Source organism: Vibrio nigripulchritudo ATCC 27043 (assembly GCF_000222685.1).
GTDB lineage: Bacteria > Pseudomonadota > Gammaproteobacteria > Enterobacterales > Vibrionaceae > Vibrio > Vibrio nigripulchritudo.
In genome coordinates this window covers 1-19,499 of record NZ_AFWJ01000329.1, presented here as the reverse complement: position 1 = coordinate 19,499, position 19,499 = coordinate 1, and the positions used below count along the sequence as shown (strand labels likewise).

The window sequence follows — 19,499 nt, the reverse complement described above, 5'->3', positions numbered from 1 at the left end:
GTGAAAGTATCATTGAGAGCGAATTGTTTGGTCATGAAGCCGGTGCTTTCACCAGTGCTAATCGAAAGCGCATTGGTAAAATTGAACAGGCTAACGGCGGGACTTTGTTTCTCGATGAAATAGAAACCATGCCGATTGCTATTCAAATTAAACTGTTAAGAGTGATACAGGAGCGCGTGATTGAGCGCGTGGGCAGCAACGAATTAATTTCGGTCAACATAACCATTGTCGCAGCAAGCAAAGCGGACTTAGCACAGCTCAGTGATACAGGCGATTTTCGCGTTGACCTTTTCTACCGGCTAAACATTGCGAGCATTCACCTGCCCCCTCTTAAAGATCGAAAAGAAGATCTTCAGAGTTTGTTTCGCCACTTTGTACTTCAAGCTTGTGAAAAGTATTCAACCCGTGCTCCGAGCCTGTATCCAGAGCACATACAGCAACTTCACAGACATGAATGGGCGGGCAATGTTCGTGAACTCAGAAACGTAGCGGAGCGTTTTGTTCTGGGCATCGTGGGTGATGGTTTCGACCTTCAGGCTCCGATGAATCAGTCTAAAACTCAACAAGCCCTTGGGTTTGAAGAGCAAATGGATCAATACGAAAAAGACTTGCTGACAAAAGCACTGGTTAGTTCGAATGGCAACATCAACCATGTGTCTGAAATATTGGATCTTCCAAGAAAAACGCTTTATCGAAAAATGAAAAAGCATCAACTCAGTAAGGAAAGCTTCAAGGTGTCGAAGTGATTAAGGTCTGTTGACCCTAAGACATTTTTGACCCAAATCATTCGATAGGATTTTTATCTCATTGTTTTTCAATGAAATTAATTTTGGCATATCCTCTGCAATTCTCCATTTGCACACAAGGTGCTATTAAAAAATGGAGAAAACAATGAATAACGTACTTAAGGGATCGGCGCTTGTTTGCCTGTGTTTAACTGCTGGAATAGCGCAGGCTAAAGTCACCGCCGATTTAGGACCTCGTCCTATGTACTTAGTCGACAACATGGATGAAAGCCCTTTAAAAGCCAAACTTCAAGCCTGTGAAGCAGGGCCATTTTACCGAAGTGATTTTTCGATTGGTCATCGCGGTGCCGCGATGCAGTTTCCTGAACACACAAAAGAGTCTTATCTGGCTGCAATTCGCACAGGTGCTGGGGTACTCGAATGTGACGTAACCTTCACCAAGGATAAAGAGCTTGTCTGCCGACATTCTCAGAGCGACCTGCATACCACGACCAACGTGTTAGCTATTCCTGAACTTGCAAAAAAATGTACCGTTCCTTTTAAACCTGCCAACCTTGAAACAGGAGAAAAAGCACAGGCTGAATGCAGAACCTCTGATTTTACTCTAGCGGAGTTCAAAACGCTTAAAGGTAAGATGGATGGCTTCAACCCTATGGCAACCACTGTTGAAGAGTACATGGATGGGACCGCAGGCTGGCGAACCGATCTTTATGCCAGCACCGGCACTTTGATGACACACGCAGAAAGTGTCGCTCTTTTCAAACAGCATGGCGTTAAAGTCACACCTGAACTCAAATCTCCCGCCGTCTCAATGCCATTTAATGGGTTCTCTCAGCAAGACTACGCACAGAAGCTGATCGACGAATTGAAGGCTGCTGGAATCAAAGCGCAAGATGCCTATGTTCAGTCGTTTAATTTAGAAGACGTTAAATACTGGATTAAGCACAACCCTAAGTTTGGTAAGCAAGCCGTCTACTTGGATGACCGCGTCTACAATCAAGAGGGTTTCAAACCAGATTTGGCTGATATGAAAGCGCTTAAAGACTCTGGAGTTAATATCATCGCACCTCCGATGTATGCGCTGGTAACTCTTGATGAAAAGGGACAAATCGTTGCATCAGACTACACCAAGCTGGCAAAAGAAGCAGGGCTAGACATTATCACATGGACACTGGAACGCTCCGGTCCATTGAATAATGGTGGTGGGTGGTACTACCAGAGCGTTACTGACAGCATCAACAACGATGGTGACATGATGGTTATGCTTGATACGTTAGCACAGGATGTTGGCGTGTTGGGCGTATTCAGCGACTGGCCTTCAACCGTGACCTACTACGCTAACTGCATGGGTTTAAAATAATTATTCTGAGAAGGCTGAGCATTTTCAGCCTTCTCATAAAGTGAATGCCCGTTTCAAAAAACGACTGGACAGATTTGACCCAAAATAGAAGAACCCAAGGGACAAATGTGACACAAATGTAAAAAGCAAAATACCTCGCAACTATATATCATTGATATTAAAGAAATAATTAATTGGCACACTCCTCGCTATTGCAATAGTGACCCTTTACAAATAAACAAACAAAAGGTTTCAAGATGAAATTAGCATATAAAGGACTGCTCATTGCTACCTCCCTACTCCTGCCTTCCGTTGCGCTGGCAGATACCTGTAACCATAAAGGCGTTCTCGACGACAGATACTGCGATGAGAACAATGACCTTGTGGCTGACACGCCAAAAAATAAAGACGACTGGCGAGACCCAAGTACCCTGGTATTTACCTATACTCCTGTTGAAGATCCCGCTATCTACAAAGATGCGTTTGCTGATTTTCAGGAGCACTTAAGTAACATTACTGGTAAGCGAGTGATCTATTACACGGTGCACTCCAATTCAGCACAGGTAGAGGCAATGCGTTCCGGCAGACTGCACGTCGCAGGCTTTTCAACTGGTCCAACAGGATACGCCGTAAACTTAGCTGGCTACGTGCCAATTGCGGTAAAAGGTGACGAAAACGGATTCCAGGGATACAACCTGATCACGATCGTGCGTAAAGACAGTGGTATTAACACCATGGATGATCTTAAAGGCAAACGTGTTGCACATACCTCTGCATCGTCTAACTCGGGTAACCTTGCTCCTCGCGCCCTGTTCCCAAGCAAAGGCATAACGCCTGACAAGGACTACAAAGTGCTTTATTCAGGTAAACACGATCAATCCATTTTGGGTGTATTCAATGGAGACTATGATGCGGCACCAGTTGCTTCAGATGTGTATGACCGAATGGTTGATGCCGGTCGAGTCGACGCTGACAAGCTGAAAATCATTTACCGTAGCCCCCGCTTCCCGACTTCCGCATTCGGATATTCACACGACCTGAACCCTGATCTGGTTGCCAAAATTAAAGAAGCGTTTTCCACCTACCGCTTCACTCCGGAAATGAGCGCAACTTTTAAAGGTGCTGACCGTTTCTCTCCCATCACATACAAAGAAGAGTGGGAAGTGATTCGAAACATTGCGCACGCAACAGGTACCGCTTACACCAAGACCGGGCTTAAAAAGCTAGCAGAAAAAGAAGCCGCTAAGCGCGCGAAAAAGAAAGCCGCTGAATTAGCAAAACAGGCAAACAACTAACCCACCAATCCTATATTCATTTATTTCCTATGCCCTTATGGGTAGGGCATAGGCTTTCTCAAAAACAAGGAAATAACGATGACAATAGCGAGTCCACGTGGCATTGCCATCAATGAGTTGCAACATTCTTATGTCCAAGGAAAACCTATTTTAAAAGGCATCGACATTCAGATCGACGAACCAGGCATTGTGGCGATTATCGGTCCGTCAGGCACAGGTAAAAGCACACTGTTGCGCTGTATCAACCGACTGAACGATCCAACTTCAGGCGAAATTATTTTTGACGGCAAGGACTTAACGAAACTTCAAGGTACACCACTACGTATGTTACGCCGTCACATTGGCATGGTATTCCAAGAATACAACTTAGTCGAAAGGCTCTCAGTGTTAGAAAACGTGTTAACAGGTCGCCTTGGCTACATGAGCGCATGGAATGCCTGGAGACGAAACTACACTCAGAAAGACATCAACAATGCGTTTGAACTACTTAAGTTTGTTGGGTTGTACGATTTTGCAAATCAGCGAGCAGACAGTTTATCCGGGGGTCAAAGACAACGAGTTGGTATTGCCCGGGCGGTAATGCAAGACCCTTACATTTTGCTCGCCGATGAACCGACTTCTTCTCTTGACCCTAAAACAGCGGTCGAAATCATGGAATTGATGGAGCAACTAGCGGAGAAGAACCAGATCCCGGTTCTGGTGAATATTCATGATGTGAATCTGGCCAAACGCTTCGCCAAGCGGATCATAGGAATGTGTGGCGGAAAAGTGCACTACGACGGTCATCCTGATGGTATTACCGAAGAGGACTTAAAAATCATCTATGGAGGGGAATCATGGCTGGACTAACTCATGACCATGAGAATCCATTTAAGAGCCACTGGTCCAGCAAAGCCATTTGGATTGGGGTTCTCGCGTATCTCTTTTACAGTTTTTCTTCTTTAGGCATAAGTATTGACCGAATAGTGGTTGGTATTGGTGAAAGTGAAAGACTGCTGTCTCGAATGTTTCCGCCAGATTTTTCGCGCACGAACTTGCTGCTGAGTGGTCTTGCCGAAAGCTTGCAGATTGCGATTATTTCCAGCTTCTTCGGGATTGTTATCTCCCTCGTTCTGGGTTTACTGGCAGCCAGAAACATGATGCCTTTGATCATCAACGCACCCGTAAGAGGATTTATCGCACTTTGTCGATCCTTCCACCCTGTGATAATTGCCATTCTGTTTGTAAAGGCAGTGGGCTTCGGTGCGCTTGCTGGGATACTGACTTTAGTATTTGCATCAATAGGCTTCATCGCAAAATTGTTTGCAGAGGCAATAGAAGAAATCTCCTTCAAGCAGGTGGAGGCCATTCGCGCTACGGGAGCAAGCTTCGCCAGCGTCGTGTTGTTCGCGGTCATGCCTCAGGTGTTTTCTCGGTTCATTGGTTTTTCAAGTTACCAACTCGACTCGAATCTTCGTAACTCCACCATGGTTGGGATTGTAGGTGCTGGTGGTTTAGGAGGAACATTGTTCTCCGCTTTTCAGCGCTTTGATTACGATTTTGTTGCGGCAATTCTTATCACCATTATTTCATTGATTTTGATAGGTGAATTCCTGTCAAACATTGTGAGGAGAATTTTCTGATGACCACCCAGAATATCGATCATCACTGGCAAAGATTTACGCTATCAGAAAAACTGATGCGCTTTTCCGCCTACTTTTGCTTTGTACTGGCTTTGGTCTGGTCGTGGCAAACTGTGGAGGTCATTCCTGAGTTTCTGTACGACGCGCCAGCTCAATTTGCTGACATGTTTGAGCGAATGGTGCCGTTGGATTATCCCTTCTACCCAGAAACTGTTCACGCAGCCCTAATCGAAACCCTACACATTGCTACGCTGGGCACCCTATTCACCCTAATTTTTGCTGTGCCGCTGGCTCTGCTCAATGCGCCAAACATCACACCGAGCAAAACACTAAACTGGATTGCGCAATTCTTTCTGGTGTCTTCTCGCTCTGTTAACTCTTTGGTCTGGGCACTGCTTTTTATCGCCCTCTTTGGACCAGGCGTTCTAGCCGGAATAATGGCCATTGCGATTAGAAGCATCGGATTTGTAGGCAAATTGCTCGCTGAAGCCATTACCGAAGTCAATATGGGGACCATAGAGGCTCTCCGAGCAACTGGGGCATCACCAACAAGTATTTTGTTAAAAGGATACTGGCCTCAGGTTATGCCAGCGTTCTATTCCATCGTGCTGTTCCGTTGGGACATCAATGTTCGTGAATCGGCGGTACTTGGATTAGTTGGTGCAGGCGGTGTCGGCGTTGTATTGAACGACGCTCAGAACCTGTTTGAATGGCAGAAGGTTTCGGTCGTATTACTCAGCATATTTGTGGTGGTGGTATTGGCAGAAGCTTTAGTTATCCAAATTCGTAAAAAGCTGATCTAAAAAACGAATAAGCCCGCTGTTGTAAGCGGGCTTATCAAGTTCAATTTAAGTTAATTCAAACTAGATAGGTTTAGACACCCCGGCAATAAGCGCGAGTTCATCAGGGTATTGTCTCATTTTAGCTAGCTCAACGGCTCTGCCGACAACATCCGACTCCTCAATTCCATCCAAAATTTGCCAGTTGAAAGATTGTTCACCTCGACCAACAAAACCTTGCTCAGCCATGTGTCGAGCAATTCGATCGGCAGCTTCCAAGGCTGATGATCCTTTCACAATTTCCATTCGAGCATAGTTACTCCCTTCAAATGATACGTCTGCCGCCCTAAGCGTGACATCATTTCCGGGCACCTGCTGCGCTCCAAACAACGGCTTTCCTTCACTTTTAGCACCAGAAAATGAGGGAATAAATTTAGACATATGCTGAATCGCGCGATTCGTACGTTCCGATTGTTGCTCTACTGTCCAACCGTGTTTAATTTTGTTGGACAGATAATTCGGCAACTCTGGCTGCGAACTTTTTTCGGTACTGGCGACCAACCCATCATCAAACAAAGTAATAGATTCCGTCATTCCGTGGAGCTGAAATACACCGTTGGCGTAGGGCGTTAATTGCGCCATTCCTGCTGGGGTTGCTCTTGGACCATGAAAAATAACCTCTGGCCAAAGTTGCCTACACTCTTCCCATCGCGTCACGTAAGCGGCCTTGAACTCCACCAGACGTTGCTTGGGTTTGTTAACCCAATCGTCAACTGTTCCCGTCTCATAACCACTTGCATTAATAAGGTAGTCAACTTCAACCACCTCAGGTTTCGATTCATTACGGTGTACGTACGCTAGCTCCCATCCCGTATTTGTCTGTTTCACAGACTGAACTTCAGTTTCAAGAAAAACCTTACAGTGGCTTGAAGACTCTAAAGCCAGATCAACCGTAGATGAGAGACGGAATACACTCCACCCAAACTCCTGAACCGCTATGACTGGAAACTTGATTTGTTCAAGATCGGTGTGTTGGGCAAACGGAATCATCCAGTCATCGAAGGTCACAGGTTCTTTTGGCTGACTTTTGTCTTTCAAGGAAAGCAATTTTCCCTTGGAATATTCAACAAAGTAGCTTTCTGGCTCCCCAAGCACTTTATTTGTGGGGTCCTGATTTACCAGAGACTGGTAATAAGCTTTGATTGCATTTAGGCGAGGCAATATTTCTGTCGCACTGCCCGAATCGCTGTTTGGAACTGCGAGAACGGTAGGTCGGATATTAATGGTGTGACGATACAATTTTACCGTATCTATAGATTGCCTAAGCAGCTCAATACACTGGGCTTCAGAAATCTCCCGGTATAAATTGCCACCTGCATGTAAATGGCAGATGGGTGGACCACTTACTAAACTGTCTCGCTTCTCAAAAAGCGATACGTCTAACCCCATCTCAGATAATTTCAGAGCGGAAGTTGAACCTGCTATTCCACCACCAATAATGCCAACTTTAACTGATTCGTGTTCTTTGAATGCTTTGAGGGTCATGTCTTTGCTAAGTATTTTAATTACCTAAGTATTTTACTCAGATATTGTTTTGAAGAAAATCACATTTTTCTTGTACTTATTAGTTATAAAGAAGGATCAAAAAAAACTTAAAAAATACTTGACCGATAGGCTTGAAGATAAGGACATTTCAGTTTTGTGAATAACAAATTGCTGCAAAGTTCCTAAGCTACTGGCTTGGGCGAATATCAAGTGATATTTCGCCCAAAGTTATCCCAATATTTATCCACCGATTTTGTGGATAAGTCACCCTTAGTTATTCACAGCAGGTCAGTATGCACCTTTATTCACAGGAATTAATAACCGTTTTATCAGGGTGTTAAGAACTAATCCAAGTGTCGCAAAACTGAGCACTGGAAGAATTAACCACAACCAAGGGTGTGCATTAGGTGTTAATTCGAACCCCCATTTCATTAAGCTTGCTACACTGACCTCTGCACCAAAGCTTGCAATTATTCCTGCAATAATTGCCATTAAACCGAATTCGCACCATAGAGTATTAGAAATACGCTTTTTCGACGCTCCGAGCGTGCGGTAGAGGCGTATTTCCTGCTGGCGCTGTGAAAGGCTTAACCGCAACAAAGTGAAAATAAGCATTAAACCGGCAATCACTCCTAATGCAGCAAGCACAGTAATAGCCCAGACGATTTGTCTGAGGAGCTCTTGTATCTTGGCTCCCATGGTACTGATATCCATCACACTGACCGTTGGATAGCTTCTGGATAGCTGGTTCAGGAATGGTTTTTGTTCATCATTAATGCGAAAACTAACTAGGTAAGTGGAAGGAATACTTTCCAACACGTCAGGAGAGAAAATGAAGTAAAAGTTCGGTTTCATCTCACGCCATTCTACATGACGCACCGAATCCACTTTTGCTTCAACAGTAACTCCATTTATCACATACGTAAGAGTGTCTCCTATCTCCAGTCCAAGCTCTGACATGACATCGCTTTCAACAGATACAGAACCTTTCCCTACCCACTCACCTTCCAGCAAATCATTGTGCGCAGGAATCTGATCAGCCCAGGTAAAGTTCAACTCTCTACTCAGAGCATCAGTCTCTTCTTCAGCTCCCCGCTTACTAAGAACGTAATCCTTCGCAGGGATACCATTGATGGTGCTTACGCGACCACGAATAATAGGATAAGCCTCAGATCGATCCTGAACATTTTCATCCAACGTGGTCAGATAGCTGTCGACTTCGGTAGAGGCAATATTTAACGCAAACACGTTTGGTGCATCATCAGGTAATGTTTGCTGCCAGTCTGATAACAAGTCTGTTCTGACCAGCCAAATCACTGAAAGAAGCATTAGTGACAGTGCCAGAGCGGCAAACTGTACGCCACTTGCTACGCTGGTTCGGTTCAGTCGGCTGACTGCGAGCTTCATCGTAGTGTTCATAGGAAGCTTGCTGACCAGTCGAGTCAGTAATGAACTGACCAAGCCAAGCACCGCGAACAAAACGACAATACCGACGAGCACCATCCACACCATTAGGTTACTACCATAAACCGCAAGCATCGGAATCACGGGAACCAAAAGAAGCAATAGTGATTTTCTATTAACTTTCAGTGCCGAATCTTGCATTACGCTCAAAGCAGGTGTGTTTAAAAGATGCAGCAGAGGAATCCCCAGAGCGGGAACACTAATCAGAACACAGGTCACGACTGAATACAGGTATGGAGAAATGCCATACGAAGGCAGTGGATCTGGCAGTAAGTCTGCCATTGGCAATCGAAGTAAAACTTCTAAACCAATACCGATTGCTATACCAAAAGTGATTCCAATGGCAAACAAAACCCCTAACTGCACCCACAACCAACGAGCAATCCAGCTCTTGCTCGCACCAATACTCTTCAGCATTGCAATTGTCTGCCGGCGGTTAGAGACATAATGCTGGCAGGTCAATACCAACGTCGTTGCCGCCATCAATATTACAATGGCTACAGTCAGTGAAAGATATTGTTTTGTTCTGGAAAAGACATCAGATGTGCGGCTTTGGGTATTTTCAGTTAACCAACGATCGCTTGGCGTTAACTCTGTGCTGTCGACGATTGACTGAATTGCGTTGGAATCGCCGTTTAGAAATAACCGGAACTGAACACGGCTACCAATCTGTAACGCTCCTGTTTTCTCGATGTCAGCACTGTTTATCATCACTGATGGCATTTGCTGAAACGGGTTAAAAGACAGTCCTGGCTCTTCAGTAATCACTCCCGTAACTTGTAAGTCAGCATCACCTATGGTGACGCTGTCACCAATTTTTACGTTCAGTTGATCCATGACTCGCTGTTCGAGCCAAAGTTCACCCTGCGACACCGATGATTTATTACCACTCTCATCGGTTAGGATAAGCTCACCGCGCAGTGGGTAGGCATCGCCCACGGCCTTGACGGTCACAAGCTGCATGTCTTCATCACTGAACGCCATGGTTGCAAAGCGAGTAAGAGTGGTGGTTTCCAAGTTGTTATCTCTTACCTGACCCAAAAGTAACTCAGGAATGGGATTAGCGGAAACAAACACAGAATCTGCGGTAAGAGCGTCTTTGCCTTGCTTTACGATTACCTGCTCCATTCGGTCTGCGAGTGCCGTCAGAGCAAAAATACAAGCGATGATAAGAGTGAGTGCAGCAGAAATAGGCCACAACTGACCCTGACGAATTTCTCTCAAACTCCAACTGAAAAGCTGCCGATTTGGCATTTTAATTTTAGGTTGAACAACCTGAGCTTGAATTTCTTCCATTACGCGACCTCCAACTGACCAGCTTGCATGTGGAAGGTGCGATCGCATCGTTTCGCTAATTCCGGATCATGAGTAACCAGAATTAAAGTGGTTCCATGTTGTTTATTGAGGTCAAAAAGACGTTCCACAATATTGGCAGCGGTGTGCTGGTCCAGATTGCCTGTAGGTTCATCGGCAAACAGGATCTGAGGTTTGATCATAAAAGCTCTGGCAAGAGCGACACGCTGTTGTTCGCCACCAGAAAGCTGAGTTGGAAGGTGGTTTTCACGATGACCAAGCCCGACCGATTCAAGAAGGGAGCGCGCCCGATCAATATCTTCTTCTTCACCTTTGAGCAAACAAGGTAACGTCACGTTTTCGATTGCCGTTAAACTTGGAATTAAAAGGAAACTCTGAAAAACAAAGCCGACGGTTTCGCTTCGCAAAGCGGCTCGTGCCTCATCATCTAATTTTGAAAGCGGTTTACCTAGTAAAGTGATTTCACCTGAAGTAGGTGTGTCAAGCCCCGCCAGTAGGGTCATGAGAGTGGATTTTCCTGCACCAGAAGTACCTACGATTGCGACGCTCTCACCACGATTAATTTCTAAATTTACGTTTTCAAGGATTGTTAAATGTTCTTGATTAGTAGTAACTTGTTTAGAAATTGAATCAGCTTTTATGACGGATGATGGCATGTTACGTTTCCTTTCGGTCTTATTTTGTTTTCTGTTTTCTACTATAGCGTCTGCACAGACCCTACTCATCTTGGGTGACAGCTTAAGTGCGGGCTATCAAATGAAAGCCGAACAAAGTTGGCCATCCTTACTTTCGCATTCTCTAAATGAATATGACCTGAATGTCTCAATACAGAACGGCAGTGTTTCAGGTGACACAACAGGTAATGGACTGGCGAAACTTCCAGGATTGCTTGAGGAACACAGTCCAAATTGGGTTCTTATTGAGCTTGGTGCCAATGATGGTTTACGAGGTTTTCCACCCAAAACGATCAACAAAAACCTTCGCAAACTGATTGAATTGAGCGAAGATTCTGGCGCGACCCCAATCTTAATGCAAATTCGTGTTCCACCTAACTATGGTACACGCTACAGCAATTTGTTCGCAGACATTTACGTAGACCTCGCCGATGAGTATAAAATTCCACTCATTCCATTCTTTTTAGAACAGGTCATAATCAAACCAGAATGGATGATGAGTGATGGTTTGCACCCAAAACCAGAAGCTCAACCCTGGATTTCTGATTTTGTAGCACAACAAATCGCCCCAATTCTAAAAAATGACACCAATTACTAGCGGTTTGCTGTTCTAGCTCAATTCCATATATCCTCAAATAAGTTAAGGTTAAACAGTTGCCGATATAACTAGGATAAAAAAATGCAGAACAAGCCAATCATTGAAGGTGTTATCGCACGCTCAGCAAACTCCGAAGGTTGTCGTAAAGCGGTCGATAAACAAATTGAAAGTGTAAAAAGCAGTCAATCTGTAAACACTTCACCCAAACGTGTACTTATATTGGGCGGCTCATCTGGATTTGGACTTGCAGCTAGAATTGCTCTAACTTTTGGTGGTGCCAATGCAGACACTATCAGTGTTTCATACGAAAAAGCCCCTACCGAAGAATTCAGCGGCAGTGCTGGCTGGCACAATAATGAATACTTTAAACAGGTCGCTAGCGAAGAAGGTCGAGTCGCCGTAAACATTAATGGCGATGCGTTTTCTTCCCAAACCCGCGAACAAGTGGTTGAAGCCATCGAAACGTATTTTGAAGGTGAAGTCGACCTCATCGTATACAGTATCGCGGCAGGCAGAAGACCTGTTGGAAATGGCGATTTTTGGTGCTCCTCCATTAAACCACTGGATGAAGCTGTTGTCGGTGCCTCTATTCGCTTGGATAACGACACTTGGGAAGAACAAACTATTCCACCAGCCACACCTCAAGAGCTAGAATCCACAGTTAAAGTGATGGGCGGTGAAGACTGGGAAAGCTGGATAGACACACTGATTAACGCCGATTCCATAGCCCCTGGCTGTAAAACCGTCGCGTTCTCTTATGTTGGATCTGAGGTCACCCACCCTATTTATCTCGATGGCACACTTGGTCACGCCAAAATCGATCTACACCAAACCAGTCACTCCTTAAATCTTAAGCTTTCACAGTATCAAGGCGGTGCCTATGCCTGTGTCTGTAAAGCACTTGTCACCAAGGCTTCTGTGTTTATTCCGACGTTCAGCCCTTATATTTTGGCGCTGTACAAAATCATGAAAGAAAAAGGAACACATGAAAGGTGTATCGAACAGATGCAGCGTTTATTCCGTGACAAACTGTTTATGGACACTGTACCCGTGGATTGCGAACGATTGATTCGCTTGGACGAGTTTGAGCTGGATAGTGATACACAAAATCAAGTTCAGCAAATACTCAAAATCATGAATGCTGACAATTTCAAAGAGCTTGGCGACTTCCAAGGGTATAAATCGGATTTTCTGGAGCTTAACGGTTACCTTTCTGAGCAAAGCTAAATTAAACGTTTGATCAGCCAGTCAGGCACTCTAACTCTTTGTTATTTGGGGAGAGTGCCTACTAATTTCCAATGAAGTTCAAACAACATTTCCCATCAAAAAGCTCAGACTCAGATCTCAAACTTACGCATTGAACTGAAACCGCTGTGAAAAAATGGTGTACTGACTCTATTTTGCGACAATTCCACATCTAACCCGCTGTACGGCGATCCGCCGTCATATAATGATCATATGAAAGCAAGGTAATCGCAGTAACGGAAAGGACTCCATGTCGAAAATTGACGTCAGTCAGATAGAAATCCCAGCGTACATGCAAAAGAGCTGGCAGCAAGTCGTAAACTTAGTTGCGGAATTATCGGACGTTCCGTCTGCGCTTATCATGAAAGTGCACCGACACTCTATCGAAGTCTACAAAGCCAACGATTCTACCGAATCACCCTACCGGGAAAACGAGTGTGAGCCTCTTAATGGTCAGCTTTACTGTGAAACGGTCATCACCGAGCAACGATCATTGAGTGTTCCCAACGCCTTGAAAGACAAAGAATGGGAAGACAACCCAGATGTGTCGCTCGGTATGGTCGCCTATCACGGTCTTCCTCTAAACTGGCCTTGCGGCGAACCATTCGGAACCATCTGTATTCTGGATAACCAAGAAAATGCTTTCACTCCCACAATAATGGCATTGTTGGATTCTTTTCGGGAATCCGTTGAGTCTCAGTTGACGCTGCTCTACCAGCAATATCAGTTAGAACAAACAAACAAAGAGTTGAGAAGCCGGGTTCAGAGCCGGACGCAAGATCTCGCCAGTCTTAACTATTCTTTGGGAACTGAGATCGACCGACGTAAAGCCGCAGAACAAAAGGTGCTGTACCAACAGTCGCATGATTTGGGAACCGGCTTTCTGAATCGTCTTGCGCTTATCGACGAAGCTCAGACTTTGCTGGGTCAGATGAAATCAACGGATCACACATTGGCATTTGTGCATGTCGGCTTTACCAATGGTCGCCGCCTGCTTGCCAAGCATGGGTACGAAGTGTTTGATACGGTGCTCAAGGAATATCGAAAGCGAGTCGGCTTCATCGATGTTTTACACAGCATAACTGCACGCACGTCGACCATCGATCTGGTCTTTGCTCTTGAAATCGACGAAGCTCAGCATAACCTGGCGGCTCTCTGCCAAAGGCTAGTAGATATTGGTCAGTCGGAGTTTTTCATTAATGGGCAGCCTTTGCACCTACATGCGTTTATTGGCGTGGCTACGTCTTACGACGCAGACAACGCGAATCTGATGTTAAAGCATGCGGGAGAAGCCATGCTGGCGTGCAAAGATTCCGGTAAAAAATATGCGTTTTATGCCAACTCCAATATTACCACCCCTACCAATAATCAGCTTGAAAGCTACCTGCTACAAGCTGTGAGAAACGATGATTTAACTCTGTATTTTCAACCTAAGGTTTCACCGAGAAATGGCTATTGGTTGGGTGCCGAGGCGTTGCTTCGGTGGAACCACCCTGTACTTGGCCAGGTCTCGAACGACTCTTTAATTCAGCTCGCAGAGAAAAACGGGCTGATTTTCGAGGTCGGTAATTATGTGCTCCGCAGTGCCATTCAGCGTGCCGCCGAATGGACCAAATACATGAAGGATTTTCGAGTCGCGATAAACGTGTCAGCGGTGCAGTTGAGAGACCCTAATTTTGTCGACCAGATAGAACAACTTCTTGATTACTATAAGCTAAATCCTAACAGCTTAGAGCTTGAGGTGACCGAGTCCAGCCTGATAGCCGACGAATTCCTTGCTGGACAGACACTAAGAAAGCTTCATGGCCTAGGTGTGACACTGTCACTAGATGACTTTGGAACGGGCTATTCTTCCTTTAGTTACCTTAAAAAATACCCATTCGACTGCATCAAAATTGACAAAAGCTTCATCAATCAAATTTCAGGTAGTGAACAGGACAAGGAAATCATCCGTTCAATTATCCATGTTGCGAAGAAGCTGAAACTCAAAGTTGTGATGGAAGGTGTAGAAAGCCATGACCAAGAGCAGTTCATTCTTGATGAAGGCTGTGATTATGTGCAGGGATATTTGTATGGAAAACCAATGAACAGTCGAGAGTTTGAGAACAGCTTGATCAGCAAGAAATTCAACGGGCAAAGAATCGCAGCGCGTCATTGATTTATCTTTCGTTGAACTCCGTCACGTTACCTCTAGAATCTCAAGGGTACTCAGGTATAATCTCGCCCTAATTCCTTTCTGAATAGTGACTCGTTCCATGGATCAACTGATCTCCAAACTGAAAAAAATAGAAAAACAAAACTATCGCAGTTACCAGCAAATAAAAGGCAACTACGATTTCGGAGATTTTGAGCTGTTCATAGACAACACTCAAGCCGATCCATATGCTCCACCTTCGCGTGTACGCGCTTTCCGAAAATGGTCTTTAACCGAACTCGCATGGCTAAAAGACACCTCATCAGCGTACCAAAGAGCCGCAAGAGATTTTATCGCACGCTCCTTTTCCCATTTTGCTGCCCAGGAAAACAGCGTGACAATCGCGTTAACCGGTCAAACTGTGCTTGATCAAACGGCTGTGATTTTCACTGAAGAAGGCATTGAACTGAGATTCCGTGTTGATCTACCAGCAGACGGTCGAACTGTGTTGGGTAAGAAAGCCATAAATATCCTAACCTTCCACCTACCTAAGTTCATCCGCAAAGCGACCCTGAACCGCGAACTGGACATTGAAAGATTAAAAGTACATTGTGAAGCAGTGGAAGATCAGGTTGCGCTGCGCAGTCAACTCGCTGAACATAACCTTCTTGCGTTCATTGCTAACGGCAGTGTGCTGCCGCGTAAAGCGGGCAACATCGATTTGCCAATGATTGACGCGGTTGCTTTTCAATCTCCTGACTCTTTGGAAGTTGAATTGGACACTCCAAATTCAGGAAAAATAAAAGGCATGGGTATCCCAAATGGAATTACGCTTGTTGTGGGCGGTGGTTTTCACGGAAAATCGACTCTGCTCAATGCGGTGGAGCGTTCCATTTATGACCATATTCCCGGAGATGGTCGCGAAAGAATCGTGACCGATGCCAATGCGATGAAAATTCGTGCAGAAGACGGTCGATGCGTGCACGAGCTTAACTTATCGAACTACATCAATCATCTGCCCCAAGGAAAAAGTACTGAGTCGTTTTCTACTCAGGATGCTTCCGGCTCTACATCTCAAGCCGCTTGGCTACAGGAATCTCTGGAGTCTGGAGCAACTGCATTACTTATTGACGAAGATACGTCTGCGACGAACTTTATGATTCGCGATGAGCGTATGCAGGCTTTAGTAAGTAAAGGCGAAGAACCTATTACCCCTTTAGTTGACCGAATTGGTCAGATCCGTGATGAACTATCAGTTTCAACGCTGATCGTTATGGGCGGCTCCGGAGATTATCTTGATGTCGCAGATACTGTGATTCAAATGCATGATTACCAAGCCATTGACGTGACCGAGAAAGCGAAAGAAGTGATCAAACTTCATCCGACTCAGCGCGTTCAGGAAGCCACTGATTCTCTGGAACGTTTGTCGCCACGCTCCTTCAATGCAAAAGCACTTCAAAATATTCTGGCTGACGGTAAATTCCGAGTCGGTGCCAAAGGCAAGTCCAGCCTGCGTTTTGGCAAAGAAAGGGTCGATCTCAGTGCATTGGAGCAGATTGAATCCGAGAGCCAGCTTAACGCTGTAGGCTGGCTTTGGTTCCAGTTAGCTCAAATTCAGGGATGGTCTAAAAATCCCGCTAAAGATATTGAACAAATGCTCAGTAACCCTGAGTGGTTTAGCACCATGCCAAATAATGGCGATCTTGCTAAACCGCGTGTTATTGATGTAATGGCCGCACTCAACAGAATGCGTCAGTCACAGTTCAAATCTAACTAAAAAAATAAAGGAGCCGAAAGGCTCCTTAATTGTATCTGCTCCAGAAACGTCTGGATTCGATACGCAATTACATTCCAGTCAAAGGAATAAAATAGACCAATGCAGACCAAGCAAAAATCCATACACACACCATAACGGTGTCTAGCCAGTCTCTACTCCACATAGGTACTCTCCCAATGCAAAAAAAGTGATGCTCATGGCTACTCAGTAGCCGGCAGTGAATCATCTCTCAAATTACATAAAGCAAAATACAGACCAACTGTTCAATTTATGATCAAATAAATATTTCTGGATTCTCTTGGATCAGTGTAATCATGCAATCTGCCATGGAATGATTGGAGACATATCCCTTGTCTTCCATCTTCAGCACAGCGTCATAGCCTTCTTTGCCCTTCATGGTGTAAGCCGTTGAACAACCACGATATATTTTGTCGTCTTCAACTTCTTCCCACTGCTCGCCACGCCTGATTTCCAATGTTGACATTCTGTTCCCAAGTTCAGCGTCTGCGTCATATTCAAATCTGAGATTATAAGTGTATGGATAGCTGCCAGAGCCTGTTCCAACCACACCATTGCTTAGTGCATTGTTAATTGCACCTTCCAACATTTGCCGCACATACTTGCCTTTAATGTCGTAATAGCCCACCGGAATGGCAAACGGCAAAAGTTTTCCTGCCACTTCATCTACCGTTATCTTTCCTTCAGGAAGAGAATTTCTAACCCCACCGGCATTATGAACCGCAAACTCGACGTTATGACCGTCATTATTCATCACCTCAACAAACGAACGACAAACTATTGGCGCTAATTCGCTTGGTCCCTCTTCGTCTGGGATACGCACATGGCGATAAGTTTTTGACGCTTCCCCTATGACTCTCGCTCTTATCTCATTAACCTGAGGTCGGTACTTGTCGTCCAGTATGGCTTTGATGGCTTGATCTTTTGTACAGCGAATCACATTAGGGTGTGAGTAAATGACAGATTGAGTTCTGTCGTACACACTGTCATCAACCAGTTCATCCAAGCTTGCATCCATTGCCAGCCTTCGACCAACAAGCAACTCATTCTTGCCTTCAAACCGAGTAACGTTGCCAGCTTCATCAAAGTCAATTTCGCAATGCCCCATAAACTGAGCATAGCAGCCGGCTTGAACGACCCTGGTTCCGTTTATCAGGAGCCCGTAGTCATCGTGCTTGGTTAATCCGATGTCCGTAAAATCACCCTGAATCACATGGGTGTGCCCACCTATGATCAGGCTTACCCCATCAATCTCTTCAGCTAACTGTTTGTCTTCTTCGTAACCAAGATGACTAAGTAGAATGATCTTATTTATCCCAGAAGACTGAATCGCTTTGATTGTCTGCTCTACCGTTTCTTTGGCATTCAGGAAAGGCGTATCTGCATCTGGGTTTGAGATGTCTGCCATTTTGTCTAGCGACAAACTGAAAACAGCAATCTCCTCTCCGTCCGCATCAAACGTTAACCAACTGCCGTGGCTTTTTTCTTTTTTGTAGGTATGAAGGTTAGCTTTCTCACTCAGACGGTTTGGCTTATCCCGCTCAGAAGAAAGGTCCCAGTTACTGGCAATCATAGGAAAACTGATGTGGTCCAGAAAATCGGCAACGGGTTCGTTACCCATATCCAGCTCGTGGTTGCCTACCACCATCGCATCTGGATTCAACGCGCTGAGCATTTCTGCATTCGCACGTCCTTTAAATAACGAAAAATACAGCGTGCCCTGAAAACAGTCTCCGGCATGGAAAAAGAGAAAACGCCGGTTTTGAGATTCTGCATTTTTGCGAATTTGGTGAAGCCGATTAGAGATTCGAGCAAAGCCACCCACACTGATAAACGGAGACATTTGTCTGCCGCCGATATTTAAGTGAAGTTGAATGGTACTTGGTTCGAAATAGGAGTGCGTGTCGTTGATGTGCGCTATGGTAAGCGTGGCTTTTTTGTTTTGTTTTTTCATTCGTTTTTCTTTTTGTCTTTTTGCCATTCTATCATAGCTGCACCTTAATGACATATTTATGAACTATCTAGAAACTCTCGCTAAGTCATTGTTTATTAGATATTGTGATCCTATCACTGCTTCTAAAATTCGAAATGGTATAAGCTTAAAGCATAGCCTCTGATTCATGTATGGTGTGTATGCAGTTAGAACGAATTGAAATATCAGGATTTCGTGGAATTAAGCGCTTATCTTTGGCTTTTGATGAGCTGACTACCTTGGTTGGCGAGAATACCTGGGGCAAATCTTCCCTGTTGGACGCTCTGTCCATTGCTTTACCAAGTGACTGCGAACCGTACGAGTTTGTGATGCAGGATTTTCATGTCGACTACTCCATCTCTGAACCTCAAACCCAGCACCTTCAAATTATTCTGAGCTGGAAAGCCAGTTTCGATGGTGAAGAAAAAGCCGGAAGATACCGAAAGATCAAACCTGTCTGGATAACTGATGACGATGGGGTCAAGCGCATTATCTATCGTCTTAGTGCCACCAGAAACCAGTACAAGATCTCGACCAATTACATGTTCCTCGATAGCTCTGGTAACCAACTGCATCTTCATCATGCCTACAAGCTGGCTCAGGAACTTATGGCACTTCATCCGGTGATCCGTTTACGCGATGCCCGTAAACAAATTGCCAGTCAGCAACAGAAAGAGATCAATTCACGCGCCGAAAAGCGTATCGAGAACACTTCCCGTCGATTGCTAGCTATGCCTGGGCACGTAAATAAGGGGGAAATGCGAAGTAGCTTAAATTCCATGGAAAACTTGGTAGAGCACTACTTTAATGTGAAAGGCCAATCCCGAGGTAACCCCAGAAGGCAGCGTGACCGCATTTTTTTTGGCAGCACCAGCACGGACAAAACCGCGCTTTCTCAAATGGCAGATAAGAACAACAATAAACAGACTCGTCTTCTAATGATGGGCTTACTTAGTGCCTACCTGCAAGCAAAGGGA

At 45.0% G+C, this 19,499-nt stretch carries 15 protein-coding genes; 11 read left to right on the top strand and 4 right to left on the bottom strand.

Features of this window, described 5'->3' with window-relative positions; all coding sequences use genetic code 11:
* From RH89_RS28245 to phnE (RH89_RS28220), 6 genes are all read left to right on the top strand, one after another.
* Nucleotides 1–746: sigma 54-interacting transcriptional regulator (locus RH89_RS28245; protein ID WP_004409369.1), on the top strand; the 746-nt coding region annotated here is incomplete at its 5' end.
* A gap of 145 nt (nucleotides 747–891) precedes the next feature.
* Nucleotides 892–2,106 (top strand): glycerophosphodiester phosphodiesterase family protein, encoded by a 1,215-nt coding sequence (locus RH89_RS28240; RefSeq protein ID WP_004409367.1) that lies wholly within the window; start codon nucleotides 892–894, stop codon nucleotides 2,104–2,106.
* A gap of 236 nt (nucleotides 2,107–2,342) precedes the next feature.
* Nucleotides 2,343–3,380 carry a phosphate/phosphite/phosphonate ABC transporter substrate-binding protein gene (phnD, locus tag RH89_RS28235; protein ID WP_004409365.1) on the top strand — a complete coding sequence of 346 codons (1,038 nt, stop codon included), beginning with the start codon at nucleotides 2,343–2,345 and terminating at the stop codon, nucleotides 3,378–3,380.
* A 78-nt stretch (nucleotides 3,381–3,458) separates the two neighbouring features.
* Nucleotides 3,459–4,229 (top strand): phosphonate ABC transporter ATP-binding protein, encoded by a 771-nt coding sequence (gene phnC, locus RH89_RS28230; protein ID WP_004409363.1) that lies wholly within the window; start codon nucleotides 3,459–3,461, stop codon nucleotides 4,227–4,229.
* Nucleotides 4,217–5,002, top strand: coding sequence for a phosphonate ABC transporter, permease protein PhnE (phnE, locus tag RH89_RS28225; RefSeq protein ID WP_004409361.1), 786 nt, complete (start codon nucleotides 4,217–4,219; stop codon nucleotides 5,000–5,002). Before phnC ends, phnE (RH89_RS28225) begins: the two co-directional genes overlap by 13 nt.
* The gene (gene phnE, locus RH89_RS28220; RefSeq protein WP_004409359.1) at nucleotides 5,002–5,805 is read left to right on the top strand and encodes a phosphonate ABC transporter, permease protein PhnE; all 804 of its coding nucleotides are present in this window, start codon (nucleotides 5,002–5,004) and stop codon (nucleotides 5,803–5,805) included. The genes phnE (RH89_RS28225) and phnE (RH89_RS28220) overlap by 1 nt, the downstream gene beginning before the upstream one ends.
* A gap of 60 nt (nucleotides 5,806–5,865) precedes the next feature.
* On the opposite strand, the gene RH89_RS28215 is transcribed toward phnE (RH89_RS28220), so the two are convergent.
* The 3 genes from RH89_RS28215 to RH89_RS28205 all read right to left on the bottom strand — a co-directional run bounded on the left by RH89_RS28215 (nucleotide 5,866) and on the right by RH89_RS28205 (nucleotide 10,760).
* Nucleotides 5,866–7,326, bottom strand: a complete 1,461-nt coding sequence (locus RH89_RS28215) for an NAD(P)-binding protein (protein ID WP_004409358.1) — start codon at nucleotides 7,324–7,326, stop codon at nucleotides 5,866–5,868.
* Between the two features lie 288 nt (nucleotides 7,327–7,614).
* Nucleotides 7,615–10,086, bottom strand: coding sequence for an ABC transporter permease (locus tag RH89_RS28210; protein ID WP_004409356.1), 2,472 nt, complete (start codon nucleotides 10,084–10,086; stop codon nucleotides 7,615–7,617).
* On the bottom strand, nucleotides 10,086–10,760 hold the full coding sequence (locus RH89_RS28205) for an ABC transporter ATP-binding protein (protein WP_004409355.1): 675 nt from the start codon (nucleotides 10,758–10,760) through the stop codon (nucleotides 10,086–10,088). The genes RH89_RS28210 and RH89_RS28205 overlap by 1 nt, the downstream gene beginning before the upstream one ends.
* Here RH89_RS28205 and RH89_RS28200 point away from each other — a divergent pair.
* The 4 genes from RH89_RS28200 (at nucleotide 10,759) to RH89_RS28185 (ending at nucleotide 16,532) form a co-directional block, all read left to right on the top strand.
* On the top strand, nucleotides 10,759–11,376 hold the full coding sequence (locus tag RH89_RS28200; protein ID WP_004409353.1) for a GDSL-type esterase/lipase family protein: 618 nt from the start codon (nucleotides 10,759–10,761) through the stop codon (nucleotides 11,374–11,376). The two genes, RH89_RS28205 and RH89_RS28200, sit on opposite strands and share 2 nt — an antisense overlap.
* 81 nt (nucleotides 11,377–11,457) lie before the next feature.
* Nucleotides 11,458–12,603: an enoyl-ACP reductase FabV gene (fabV, locus tag RH89_RS28195; protein ID WP_004409351.1), complete on the top strand. Its 1,146-nt coding sequence runs from the start codon at nucleotides 11,458–11,460 to the stop codon at nucleotides 12,601–12,603.
* A gap of 268 nt (nucleotides 12,604–12,871) precedes the next feature.
* On the top strand, nucleotides 12,872–14,779 hold the full coding sequence (locus RH89_RS28190) for a putative bifunctional diguanylate cyclase/phosphodiesterase (protein WP_004409348.1): 1,908 nt from the start codon (nucleotides 12,872–12,874) through the stop codon (nucleotides 14,777–14,779).
* 97 nt (nucleotides 14,780–14,876) lie between these two features.
* Nucleotides 14,877–16,532 carry an ABC-ATPase domain-containing protein gene (locus RH89_RS28185; protein ID WP_004409346.1) on the top strand — a complete coding sequence of 552 codons (1,656 nt, stop codon included), beginning with the start codon at nucleotides 14,877–14,879 and terminating at the stop codon, nucleotides 16,530–16,532.
* A gap of 274 nt (nucleotides 16,533–16,806) precedes the next feature.
* On the opposite strand, the gene RH89_RS28180 is transcribed toward RH89_RS28185, so the two are convergent.
* Complete coding sequence (locus tag RH89_RS28180; protein WP_038147715.1) at nucleotides 16,807–18,504, bottom strand: bifunctional metallophosphatase/5'-nucleotidase; 1,698 nt, start codon at nucleotides 18,502–18,504, stop codon at nucleotides 16,807–16,809.
* A gap of 179 nt (nucleotides 18,505–18,683) precedes the next feature.
* On the opposite strand from RH89_RS28180, the gene RH89_RS28175 reads away from it, so the two are divergent.
* Nucleotides 18,684–19,499: DUF2813 domain-containing protein (locus tag RH89_RS28175; protein ID WP_004409344.1), on the top strand; the 816-nt coding region annotated here is incomplete at its 3' end.

Excerpts from the sequence above, each read along its gene's own strand:
- RH89_RS28240 (WP_004409367.1), top strand. The coding sequence starts at position 892 with ATGAATAACGTACTTAAGGGATCGGCGCTTGTTTGCCTGTGTTTAACT.
- phnD (WP_004409365.1), top strand. The coding sequence starts at position 2,343 with ATGAAATTAGCATATAAAGGACTGCTCATTGCTACCTCCCTACTCCTG.
- phnC (WP_004409363.1), top strand. The coding sequence starts at position 3,459 with ATGACAATAGCGAGTCCACGTGGCATTGCCATCAATGAGTTGCAACAT.
- phnE (WP_004409361.1), top strand. The coding sequence starts at position 4,217 with ATGGCTGGACTAACTCATGACCATGAGAATCCATTTAAGAGCCACTGG.
- phnE (WP_004409359.1), top strand. The coding sequence starts at position 5,002 with ATGACCACCCAGAATATCGATCATCACTGGCAAAGATTTACGCTATCA.
- RH89_RS28215 (WP_004409358.1), bottom strand. The coding sequence starts at position 7,326 with ATGACCCTCAAAGCATTCAAAGAACACGAATCAGTTAAAGTTGGCATT.
- RH89_RS28210 (WP_004409356.1), bottom strand. The coding sequence starts at position 10,086 with ATGGAAGAAATTCAAGCTCAGGTTGTTCAACCTAAAATTAAAATGCCA.
- RH89_RS28200 (WP_004409353.1), top strand. The coding sequence starts at position 10,759 with ATGTTACGTTTCCTTTCGGTCTTATTTTGTTTTCTGTTTTCTACTATA.
- RH89_RS28205 (WP_004409355.1), bottom strand. The coding sequence starts at position 10,760 with ATGCCATCATCCGTCATAAAAGCTGATTCAATTTCTAAACAAGTTACT.
- fabV (WP_004409351.1), top strand. The coding sequence starts at position 11,458 with ATGCAGAACAAGCCAATCATTGAAGGTGTTATCGCACGCTCAGCAAAC.
- RH89_RS28190 (WP_004409348.1), top strand. The coding sequence starts at position 12,872 with ATGTCGAAAATTGACGTCAGTCAGATAGAAATCCCAGCGTACATGCAA.
- RH89_RS28185 (WP_004409346.1), top strand. The coding sequence starts at position 14,877 with ATGGATCAACTGATCTCCAAACTGAAAAAAATAGAAAAACAAAACTAT.
- RH89_RS28180 (WP_038147715.1), bottom strand. The coding sequence starts at position 18,504 with ATGAAAAAACAAAACAAAAAAGCCACGCTTACCATAGCGCACATCAAC.